The 10,598-nt window shown below is 69.6% G+C and carries 8 protein-coding genes and 1 pseudogene; 8 read left to right on the top strand and 1 reads right to left on the bottom strand.

Features of this window, described 5'->3' with window-relative positions:
• The first annotated feature begins 353 nt into the window (after positions 1-353).
• Genes VQ02_RS26610 through VQ02_RS26595 form a run of 4 tightly spaced genes read left to right on the top strand, consistent with a single transcriptional unit; the run spans position 354 to position 6,013 of the window.
• Complete coding sequence (locus VQ02_RS26610) at positions 354-797, top strand: FixH family protein (protein WP_245239864.1); 444 nt, start codon at positions 354-356, stop codon at positions 795-797.
• Positions 797-2,326: an efflux RND transporter periplasmic adaptor subunit gene (locus tag VQ02_RS26605; protein ID WP_048447258.1), complete on the top strand. Its 1,530-nt coding sequence runs from the start codon at positions 797-799 to the stop codon at positions 2,324-2,326. Before VQ02_RS26610 ends, VQ02_RS26605 begins: the two co-directional genes overlap by 1 nt.
• Entirely contained in the window at positions 2,323-5,487 is a 3,165-nt protein-coding gene (locus tag VQ02_RS26600) for an efflux RND transporter permease subunit (protein WP_048447257.1), read from the top strand. The genes VQ02_RS26605 and VQ02_RS26600 overlap by 4 nt, the downstream gene beginning before the upstream one ends.
• 55 nt (positions 5,488-5,542) lie before the next feature.
• Positions 5,543-6,013: a DUF411 domain-containing protein gene (locus VQ02_RS26595; protein ID WP_048447256.1), complete on the top strand. Its 471-nt coding sequence runs from the start codon at positions 5,543-5,545 to the stop codon at positions 6,011-6,013.
• A 162-nt stretch (positions 6,014-6,175) separates the two neighbouring features.
• Here the strand turns inward: VQ02_RS26595 and VQ02_RS26590 are convergent, their stop codons facing one another.
• Positions 6,176-7,612 carry an HNH endonuclease signature motif containing protein gene (locus VQ02_RS26590; protein WP_048447255.1) on the bottom strand — a complete coding sequence of 479 codons (1,437 nt, stop codon included), beginning with the start codon at positions 7,610-7,612 and terminating at the stop codon, positions 6,176-6,178.
• 379 nt (positions 7,613-7,991) lie between these two features.
• Between VQ02_RS26590 and VQ02_RS39450 the strand changes: the two are divergent.
• The 4 genes and pseudogenes from VQ02_RS39450 to VQ02_RS38795 all read left to right on the top strand — a co-directional run.
• A pseudogene (locus VQ02_RS39450) lies at positions 7,992-8,274 on the top strand (metal/formaldehyde-sensitive transcriptional repressor).
• A gap of 77 nt (positions 8,275-8,351) precedes the next feature.
• Positions 8,352-8,558: a hypothetical protein gene (locus VQ02_RS37610; protein ID WP_157080829.1), complete on the top strand. Its 207-nt coding sequence runs from the start codon at positions 8,352-8,354 to the stop codon at positions 8,556-8,558.
• A 570-nt stretch (positions 8,559-9,128) separates the two neighbouring features.
• Positions 9,129-9,974 carry an outer membrane protein gene (locus tag VQ02_RS26580; protein WP_053080558.1) on the top strand — a complete coding sequence of 282 codons (846 nt, stop codon included), beginning with the start codon at positions 9,129-9,131 and terminating at the stop codon, positions 9,972-9,974.
• 126 nt (positions 9,975-10,100) lie between these two features.
• Positions 10,101-10,598 (top strand): hypothetical protein (locus VQ02_RS38795; RefSeq protein ID WP_245239863.1); only part of this gene is annotated, 498 nt, incomplete at its 3' end.

The raw sequence follows: 10,598 nt of genomic DNA, 5'->3' as shown, positions 1-10,598 counted from the left end.
CTGAGCACGCCCGAGAGCGGTGCCACCCCGTGCATGAGCATGCACGGCAGCCTTCGCGCACCGCCGCGGCGCGGCGGCCCGAACGGTCGGGGCTCCGCATCCAGACGCTCCGGAACAGGATCATCCCCGTGTCCACCGAACATCCCGCATCCCCGCGTCCGCGTCTTGCCCCAGGGGCCCCGGCGCATCCCGCACGCCCCGAGCCGCGCGGCCCGTTTCCCCATCCTCTCGGCCCTACGGGTGGCGCCATGACGGGCCGGGAAGACGTTTTCGACGCTTGCCAGGAGGGGCGCCGGCCGGCGGGGAGACGCGCTCGGCTCCTGCTCGGGCTCGTCCTCATCGTAGGAGCCCTGGTGGGAGCCGGCGCCGGCTACGGGCTCGCGCGCGGCGCATGGGTCATTCCCGGTGCGGTCGCGACACGGCTTCCGGAACCGATCGCGGCGTGGCTGCCCAAGAGCGCGCCACGCATGCCACCGGAACTCAAGGACTATGCCTTCGAGCTCCTGGACCCCGAGACCAAATCGGGCGAGGCGACACTCAAGGTCCGTCTTCTCGACAAGCGCGTCGACAAGCCCGTGGCGGACGCGCTCGTCTACGCGCATCGCCTCGACATGGCACCCGACGGGATGCCGACGATGACGGGCAAGCTGAAGCCGGAGGCGAGCCCGGGACCGGGCATCTACGCCTTCAGGGCCAACCTGGCGATGGAGGGCCGCTGGCGCCTCTCGCTGGCCGCGAAGGTACCGGGCGAGACCGGCACCGTCCAAGACCAACTCGTGCTCAAGGCCGTCGAGTGATGGACCAGACGACACCGATCCACTTGGCGCGGCAACGTGACCGCGCGCACCGAGGCGGCCATGCGAAGGCATGGGTCGCGGGCCTCGTTCTCCTGCCCCTCGCCGTCGGGGGCGGCGCCCTCGCCGGGCTGCGGGCCGGCGAGGCGGGATGGCCCTTGCCGACGTGGTTGCCGCCCTCGGTCTCCGGTCTGCTCGTCGGCCGCGATGCGAAGCCGGCCGCGGCCGCGGATGCGCCCGTCCTCTACTACCGTGATCCCGACGGAAAGGCGGCCTACGCGCCCGCGCCGGCGAGAACGCCCGACGGACGCGACTACCTTCCCGTGCATGTCGGCGAGGATTTCGACTTCGAGCCGCGGCCCGCCGCGGCAAAGGCGGTCGAGGCGAACGCCGCCTACGCCGCGCCACCGGGAGGGACCCGGAAGGTTCTCTACTACCGCAACCCGATGGGCCTGCCGGACACCTCGCCGGTGCCGAAGAAGGACTCGATGGGGATGGACTACCTCCCCGTCTACGAGGGCGAGGCCGAGGACGGCAACATCGTCAAGATCTCGCCCGGCAAGGTCCAGCGCACCGGCGTCCGCTCCGAGCGGGCCGAACGTCGCGTCGTCAGCCGAGCCGTGCGGGTGCCCGGCACCGTGACGCTCGACGAGCGCCGCGTCACCGTCGTGGCGACCCGCTCGGACGCCTATGTCGACCACGTCGAGAACGTCACGACCGGCGACCGCGTCCGCAAGGGTCAGGCGCTGGTCCACGTCTACTCGCCCGAGATCAACGCGGCGGCGGCCCAGCTCATCGCCAACCCGGGCTTCGACGGCTCCCGGCGGCGCCTGCAGAACCTGAACGTCTCGGAAGCCGTCATCGACGAGATGGAGCGCACCCGGAAGGTGCCGATGGCCATCACGTGGTCGTCCCCGCGCGACGGGGTCGTCCTGGAACGCAACGCCATCGAGGGCATGAAGGCGTCGGCCGGAGACACCCTGTTCCGGATCGGCGACATCTCGACGATGTGGGTGCTGGCCGACGTCCCCGAGTACGACCTCGGCAACGTCAAGGTCGGCCAGCCCGTCAGCGTGCGCGTGCGCTCGCTGCCCGGGCGCAGCTTCGGCGGCAAGGTCGGGCTGATCTACCCGCAGGTGAACACGCAGACCCGCACCACCCGCGTGCGCATCGAGTTGCCGAACCCCGACGGGGTGCTCCTGCCCGACATGTACGCCGACGTCGAGATCGGAACTGGCGCGGCCAAGCCCGTGGTGGCGGTCCCGAACGATGCCGTCATCGACACGGGCGCGCGCCAGGTCGTGCTCGTCGACAAGGGCGAGGGCCGCTTCGAGCCGCGCGAGGTCAAGCTCGGCGCCCGCGGCGAGGGCTACACCGAGATCCGCGAGGGCGTGCAGGCCGGCGAGCAGGTCGTGACCGCGGCCAACTTCCTGATCGACGCCGAGAGCAACCTGAAGGCGGCGCTGCAGAGCATGGCGGCGCCCAAGTCCGCCGCCGAGCCGCAGGCGCAGGCCACGGAGGCCACCCGATGATCGCACGCCTGATCGCCTGGTCGGCCCGCAACCTCGTCCTGGTGCTGATCGGCACCGTCTTCGTGGTGGCGGCCAGTCTCTACAGCGTGCGCACCCTGCCGCTCGACGCCATCCCGGACCTCTCGGACGTGCAGACCATCGTCTACACCGAGTACCCGGGCCAGGCGCCCCAGGTCGTCGAGGACCAGGTCACCTATCCGCTCACCACCGCCATGCTGACGGTGCCGAAGTCGAAGGTGGTGCGCGGCTTCTCGTTCTTCGGGGTCTCGTTCGTCTACGTGATCTTCGAGGACGGCACGGACCCGTACTGGGCCCGCTCGCGGGTGCTCGAATACCTGAGCGCGGCCGGCAAGCGCCTGCCGGCCGGCGTGACGCCGACGCTCGGCCCCGACGCGACCGGGGTGGGCTGGGTCTACCAGTACGCCATCGTGGCCAAGCAGCAGACGCTCGCCGAGCTGCGCTCGCTCCAGGACTGGGTGGTGCGCTTCGGGGCCTCGCGCGCCGAGGGCGTGGCCGAGGTCGCCGGCGTCGGCGGCTTCGTCAAGCAGTACAACGTCGTCGTCGAGCCGAACCGCCTGCGTGCGCAAGGGATTTCGCTGAAGGCGCTCCGCGACGCGATCCGGTCGAGCAACGCGGATGTCGGCGGCCGCACGGTCGAGCTCTCCGAGTTCGAGTTCATGGTGCGCGGCCGCGGCTACCTGAAGAGCGTCGCCGACATCGAGAACATCGTGCTGAAGACCGAGGCCGGCACCCCGCTGCGGGTGCGGGACATCGCCCGGGTCGAGCTCGGGCCGGACGAGCGGCGCGGCATCACCGAGCTGAACGGCGAGGGCGAGGTCGCCGGCGGCATCATCCTGCAGCGCTTCGGCGCCAACGCGCTGAACGTCATCGAGGGTGCCAAGCAGCGCCTGGCCGAGGTCGCGGCGAGCCTGCCGAAAGGCACGGAGATCCTGCCGGTCTACGACCGCTCGCAGCTCATCGAGGCGGCCATCGACACCTTGAAGCACACCCTCGTCGAGGAGAGCGTCATCGTGGCGCTCGTCTGCATCGTGTTCCTGCTGCACCTGCGCAGCGCGCTGGTGGCCATCCTGATGCTGCCGGTCGGCATCCTGATGGCGCTCGGCGCCATGCATCTCCTCGGGATCGGCGCCAACATCATGTCGCTGGGCGGCATCGCCATCGCGGTCGGCGCCATGATCGACGCGGCCATCGTCATGATCGAGAACGCCCACAAGCACCTGGAGCGGGCGCCCCCGGGCAAGCCGCGGGTCGAGATCCTGGTCGAGGCGGCCGCGGAGGTGGGTCCGTCGCTGTTCTTCTCCCTTCTCGTGATCACGGTCAGCTTCCTGCCGATCTTCACCCTGGAGAGCCAGGAGGGGCGCCTGTTCGGGCCGCTCGCCTTCACCAAGACCTTCGCCATGGCGGCGGCGGCGCTCCTGTCGGTGACCCTGGTGCCGGCCCTGATGGTGCTGTTCGTGCGCGGGCGCATCATCCCCGAGCACCGCAACCCGCTGAACCGCTTCCTGATCTGGGTCTACCGCCCGGTGATCGAGGTCGTGCTCAGGGCCAAGGTGCTGACCATCCTGCTGGCTGTGGCGGCGCTCGGCCTGACCATCTGGCCGGCCCGCCAGCTCGGCTCCGAGTTCATGCCGGACCTGAACGAGGGCACCCTGATGTACATGCCCACGACCCTGCCGGGCATCTCGGTGACCCAGGCCGGGGAGCTGCTGGCGACCCAGGACCGCATCATCAAGTCCTTCCCCGAGGTCGCCTCGGTCTACGGCAAGGCGGGGCGCGCCTCGACGGCGACGGACCCCGCCCCCACCGAGATGTTCGAGACCATCATCACCCTGAAGCCGAAGGCGGAGTGGCGTCCCGGCGTGACGCTGGCGAGCCTCAAGGCCGAGATGGACAAGGCGCTGCAGTTCCCGGGCGTGTCGAACGCCTGGACGCAGCCGATCCGTGCCCGCATCGACATGCTCTCGACCGGCATCCGCACGCCGGTCGGCATCAAGATCTACGGCACCGACCTGACCGAGATGGAGAAGGTCGCCCGACAGGTCGAAGCGGTCGTGCGCAACGTGCCGGGCACGTCGAGCGCCTACGCCGAGCGGGTCATCGGCGGGTACTTCCTCGACATCGTGCCGGACCGGGAGGCCCTCGGGCGCTACGGCCTGATGGTCGGGGACGTGCAGGACGTCATCGCGACGGCACTGGGCGGCGAGAGCGTCACGAACACGGTCGAGGGCCGCGAGCGCTACACCGTCAACGTGCGCTACCCGCGCGCCTTCCGGTCGGATCCGCAATCCATCGCCACCGAGGTGCAGGTGCCGTTGCCGGCCGGGGGCACGGTTCCGCTGGGCGAGGTGGCGAAGGTCCAGCTGACCCGAGGGCCGACCTCGATCCGCACCGAGAACGGGCAGCTCGCGGTCTACATCTTCGTCGATCTGACCGGGCGCGACCTCGGCGGCTACGTCGCCGAGGCCCGGGACGCGGTCAACAAGGAGGTCCAGCTCCCGCAGGGCATGAGCGTCCAGTGGAGCGGGCAGTTCGAGTACCTGGAGCGGGCGGAGGCCCGGCTGAAGATCGTGGTGCCCGTGACGCTGCTCGTCATCTTCCTGCTCCTCTACCTGAACTTCCGGCGCCTGACCGAAACGCTCATCGTCATGCTGTCGCTGCCCTTCGCCCTGGTCGGCGGGGTGTGGCTGATGTGGTGGATGGGCTTCAACATGTCGGTGGCAGTGGCGGTGGGCTTCATCGCGCTCGCCGGCGTCGCCGCGGAGACCGGCGTGATCATGCTGGTCTACCTCGACCATGCATGGGACGAGCGGCGGGCCGCCGCCCGAGCCGCCGGGCGGGAGACCACGCGCGTGGACCTGTACCAAGCCATCATGGTGGGGGCGGTCGAGCGGGTGCGTCCGAAGATGATGACGGTCGTCGCCATCATGGCGGGCCTGCTGCCCATCCTCTGGAGCACCGGCGCGGGGTCGGAGATCATGCAGCGCATCGCGGTGCCGATGATCGGCGGCATGGTCTCCTCGACCGTGCTGACCCTCGTCGTGATCCCGGCCATCTACGGGCTCGTGAAGGGACGGAGGCTGGGGCTTCGGCAGGAAGGGTCGGCCGCCGTGCAAGCGGGGCTCCCCCGGGCCGCCGAGTGAGCGTGGCTGGGCTGGACGGGCCGTCACGGCGGCCGTGAGAAGACAGGAGTTGGATATGAGCGAACTTTTCCGACCGTCCCGACGCATCGTGGTCCTCGGCCTGGCGGCCGCCGGCGTACAGGCGGCGCGGGCGGAGGATCTGCCGGAGGTCGTCGCCACGAAGGACCCGAGCTGCGGTTGCTGCGAGGCCTGGGTCAAACACCTGCGCGACGAGGGATTTCGCGTCCAGGTCGTGAACGCCCCGGTGAACCCGGTCAAGGTCAGACTCGGGGTACCTCGGGAGCTGGCCTCGTGCCACACGGCCCAGGTCGGCGGCTACGTCGTCGAGGGGCACGTGCCCGCATCGGCCATCAAGCGGCTGCTCGCGGAGAAGCCGACCGCCACCGGCCTCGCTGTGCCCGCCATGCCGGTCGGTTCGCCCGGCATGGAGGTCGATGGCATGGAACCGGCGACCTACGAGGTGGTGCTGTTCGGCCCGGCCGGCCGCAGCACGTTCGCCCGGTTTCGTGGGGCGCAGCCCGTCTGACCGCGGCCGGTGACGTCACGCCAAGGGGCCGAGTGGGTCCCTCGGCGGCGCGACCCGGGTCGCGCAACAGGGAGGAATCGTTCACGGACATCCTTCTGCAACCGCTCTGGATGGCGGCCCGCATCGCGTCGGCAGCTCCCTTGAAAGATCTGGAGCGGCTCCTCAGTCGCCGATCCAGTCGAGCTGCCGACGGTAGACTTGCCCCTCGCCATTGCAGGATCGGCAATCGTAATCGTGGCGCTGCCCTGTTCCACCGCAGCTGGGGCACTTCACCAGGTCGTACTGCGACCAGTCGTATCGGTCGGCCAGTTGCCGCTCCAAGCGCCCCTCGCCGGCGCAGGGCGGGCAGTCGTAGCCGCCGAGCTGTCCGCTCCCCGCGCAGAGGGAACACTTGACCAGGTCATAGGCGGCCAGATCGAGTGTGTCGGCGATGTGTCGCTCCATGGTTCTCTCGCCGCCGCAGGCCGGGCACTCCTCGCCCGCCCGACGCCCGACGCCCTCGCACAGCGGACAGGCAACCTCCTCGTAATCCCTGGTCTCGACCGCTTCCGCGTGGCGCCGCTGCATGCGGCACTCGCCGCCGCATGCCGGGCAGAGGCTCCCGTTGCGCTGCCCACACCCATCGCAGACCGGGCAATCGACGGCTTGGTAGGCCGACACGTCGATACGCCGGGCGTCCGCCGCAGCGACGTAGCCCTCGCCACCGCAAGCCGGGCAATCGGAGCCGTCCCACGAACCCGAACCCGTGCAGAGCGGACAGGGGGTCATGGCGGCGTCGCGCAGGAATTCGTCCCGCGCCTCGACGACGGTCGCGGCGAACGTCGGGATGCGGGGCTCCGGCAGCGCTCGGGCCCTCTTGGCCGAACTGGCGACCTTGGCCGCGAACTTCGCGTAGGACTGGGCGACCGGCCCGGCTTCGGACTGCGTGGCTGCGGCCTCGGCCGCGGTCACTTCCAGGGTCGCGAGGTCCTTCCGTGCCATGGCGAGCACGGCACCGTGGGCCGCCGTGAAATCCACGTTGGCAAGCAAGCCGCCGATCTCCTCGACTTGCCGAACGAGCCGCAGGACGGCGAGGCTCGCGTTTCGCTCGATGGTCCACTGCCGCACGCGCCGATTGACGAGCACCTGCTTCACGGCCTTGACGGTCGCGAGGTCGACGTCCCGGGGCATGTAGACGCCCTTGTCGAAGTCGGTGTGGTGGTTCGGACAGAGCCAGACGAGACCGGCGGGATGGTGGCTCAGCGTCTGCGAGACGGGCTCGATGTGCGCGGCCTCGCAGTTCGCGCCATGGTTGCAGATCGCGCAGGCGCAGTTCGCCTCCAGCTTGATCTCGAGGCGGACCTTCTCCGGCATGTGCGGCCGGCTTCTTCCCTTCTTGACCGGCCAAGGCTCGCGTAGGAACTTGTCGAAGGCGACGAGCTCCGCCTCCTCGTACCAGCGCAATCCGTCCTTGATCTCGCATGCGAGCTTGCGCGCGATGCCGGCCTTGGCTTGAACGCGCGTGAAGTATTCGAGCAGTTCCGGCGACATACGCAGGCGAATCGCCGCTTCGACCTCGGTCAGCTTGGCCTTGATGTGGAGTTTGGGATCGCTCGCCATACGGGAACTCAGGCGTCCGTCGTCACCGTCCGAAGCGCGTTGCACGGGACGAGCGTCAGCCGAAGGACTGAACGACGGGAGCATGCTTCGGCCCGCCGGGGCGGGCCCGGCGCGCCCTTCTAGGGGCGCCGGGGGCTCCAGGCAATGACGAACCTGGGCGAGCTCGCCTGAGGTCGGGCACGCCGCCCGGGCGCCTGGATGGGCCCGGCGTCACCGGCAAGGCCGCTGGCAGGCCAACCTGCGAAAGGAGGCCGCGGCAGCGCGGTCCTGGCCGGACCGGGGCTCGGCGGCCGGAGGGGGCATCGGCGGACTGGCCGCCGCGCCGCTGGGTCATGGAGAAGCCGCGAATGGCCGCGCCCCGACCTTTCACGGACTGCACATCTCCCCACCGCGCCTCGCGGTCGTACGTGTCAGGGGGAGCAGCCGCACCCGCCGGATCAAGGGACAGGCGGGAGCCGTCGAGCAGGCCCTGAGGCCGAACTCGGCTGCGCCGACATCCTGATGCTGGCCGCTTCGACGCGCGGGGCCATCAACGGCCTGACCGCCGGACTGATGAAGACGACATCCGCCACCACCTCGTGAACCCGGACGCCGAACCGGACCCGGCGCGCGCCACGGGCGCGGCCGGACTCATCGACGTGGTGCGCACCTACCTGAGATAGGACGGACATATCCCATGACGCCGTTCGCCAGTCTTCCGTAGCACATGGCAGCGGTGCTCCACGACCATGAGGCGACGATGGTGCTCTTCGACCGCGTCCTCGGAATGGTGCCCATGCCCACCGCCTTCCAGCCCAACCCCGACGGCTTTTGCGCGGCTTGGCATCGAGGACCCGACGCTTTCGACCCGCCGTTCTGGTCGGCGGGCGTCTTCGCTGAATTCGTCACTGGCCATAGCAGGCATACGACGGGCCGTGATGGCACGTCGCGTGATCGTGGCGCGTGAAGTGGTTGTAGTACCCATGGTCGTGGGCGAGATGCTCGCACTCGTGATACGAGTGGACGCAGCCGAGGAAGACGGGGCGGTAGTGCGCCCGGAATGTGCGTACGCCCAGTCCCCGACCGGCAGACCCGGTTGCGGGCGCCGCCGTGTAGGGCGGCTGCGTCTCTCGCAGGCCTACGGCGCCCGCCGCGGCCGGTGCCAGGATCAGGGCGAGTGCGGAACCGCAGATTGCTCGTCTCGGCATCGCGCTAGTCCTCCCGTCTCCGTCGACAAGGTCGCGGCCCGTCGACCGGGCTCGTGACGCACCGCGGCCGCGAAAGAGTATCACACCCCCTGGGGGTAGGCGAGACGATCGAATCGGCGGACTGCTGATCGTAGAGAAGGTTCGTCTCCCGCGGAAAAGAATAGGTCGTTCTCGCGTCCGGCTTATGGCCGCCGGTTACCCAAGTACGAAAACTATCGGCAGGGCGCTCGGAAAAGCGGGCGGTCGGTACCTGCGAGGGGTATGTTAGGAGTGCGTCAACCACGAGGTGAGACGGTCGGGCCGTGAAAGCAGCGGGTGGAGATCGGATCATGAGTGCAAAGGGTGGCGCAGCGAGAACGCTCGGGCTGTTTTGGTCGAGTCTGATCTGCATGCCTTGGGCGTCGCAGGCCGCCGACCTGTCGCCAACCGCACCGGTGCCGGAGCTGCGCAGGACCCTTGCGCCGGAAACCGAGGCTGCAGGCTTCTATCTCCGCGGCGACATCGGTTTCAGCAACCAGTCGGTAGAACGGCTCTCGAACAGCCTGGACGCGCTCGGCACCATCGAGAAGGTCAATCTTGGCTTCGCGGGCGCACCGCTCGCCGGGGCCGGGGTCGGCTACCGCTTCAACCCGTGGTTCCGAGCCGATGTCACGGGCGAGTATCGCAGCGCCGCCGCGTTCACCGGGCTGGAGCGCTATCGCGACACGAGCCTGCCGCTCGGCTACGGCACCGACGAGTACACCGCGTCGAAGCGTGAGTTGGCCGTCCTTCTCAACGGCTACGTCGATCTCGGGAGTTGGTACGGCCTCACGCCGTTCCTAGGCGCCGGTATCGGCGCCGTGCGGGTCACGCTCGACGACTTCAAGGACACGAACGTCGTCACGCAGGGCCTCGCCTACGCGAAGGCAGGCTCGAAGACGAATCTCGCATGGGCGTTGCACGCGGGCGTCGGCTACGAAGTGAACCCGAGCTTCACGGTCGAGCTCGCATACCGCTACCTCAATCTCGGGGACGGAAGGACGGGCACGGTCTACAACTATGCCGGCCAGTGCGGGTCGTGCGAGGCGATGACCTTCAAGAACATCGATTCCCACGACGTGAAGCTCGGCTTGCGCTGGTCGCCTGGGGCCTCGGCCATCTCGACCGAGCATGCACCGCTGGTGCGCCGGTACTGATGCCGCGGAACCCGCGCGGGGCGACGCGCGCGGTTGTGGCGCCGGTCGCAGGCTCCACCCCGACCATGATGGATGCGGCCACGCAGGGAAAGCAGGCTCACGGGCCCGGCGCAGGAGCGGGCCGACTTGTGCCCCGACATCGCCAAGGAACAGGTTCGGGCGATTTACCAAAAGCTAAATTACGGATGCGTTGCCGATATTGCCCGCCTGTGTAAGAGTTGCGCCGGGTTCGTTGGGGTCGCTCGGTCCTTGGCACTTCTGCGCGCAGTGTTGCTCGCCGTTCTGGCGATGGCCGTGGCCGTCGCCCCGGCAGCACCGTGCACGATGAAGCGGCACGCCGCGGCCGATCACTCCTCGGCCCCTGCCGACCAGCATGCGTACCACCGGCGCCTGGCCACACTCGGCGGCGCCGGCGCGCCCGCGGGATCGGCGGTCCACGCGGATGGCGGGGACGGCGCGGACTGCCACCGGCACGCCTCGGCGGGCCAGCAGCAGTCTCCTGGCACGCCTGGGCACCACAAGCGTGCGGCTGGCTGCGTGGCGACCTGCTGCCCCCTGGCCTGCCAGGCGGCCGTGCCGGACGCGCCCTGGTTGGGCGACGCGCTGAGCCTGCGCCCCTCCGAG

Origin of the sequence: Methylobacterium variabile (genome assembly GCF_001043975.1) — a bacterium.
GTDB lineage: Bacteria > Pseudomonadota > Alphaproteobacteria > Rhizobiales > Beijerinckiaceae > Methylobacterium > Methylobacterium variabile.
This window is presented reverse-complemented; position numbering and strand designations above follow the sequence as displayed.

Coding starts and splice junctions, on each gene's coding strand:
- VQ02_RS26605 (WP_048447258.1), top strand. CDS start 797: ATGGACCAGACGACACCGATCCACTTGGCGCGGCAACGTGACCGCGCG.
- VQ02_RS26600 (WP_048447257.1), top strand. CDS start 2,323: ATGATCGCACGCCTGATCGCCTGGTCGGCCCGCAACCTCGTCCTGGTG.
- VQ02_RS26595 (WP_048447256.1), top strand. CDS start 5,543: ATGAGCGAACTTTTCCGACCGTCCCGACGCATCGTGGTCCTCGGCCTG.
- VQ02_RS26590 (WP_048447255.1), bottom strand. CDS start 7,612: ATGGCGAGCGATCCCAAACTCCACATCAAGGCCAAGCTGACCGAGGTC.
- VQ02_RS37610 (WP_157080829.1), top strand. CDS start 8,352: ATGGTGCTCTTCGACCGCGTCCTCGGAATGGTGCCCATGCCCACCGCC.
- VQ02_RS26580 (WP_053080558.1), top strand. CDS start 9,129: ATGAGTGCAAAGGGTGGCGCAGCGAGAACGCTCGGGCTGTTTTGGTCG.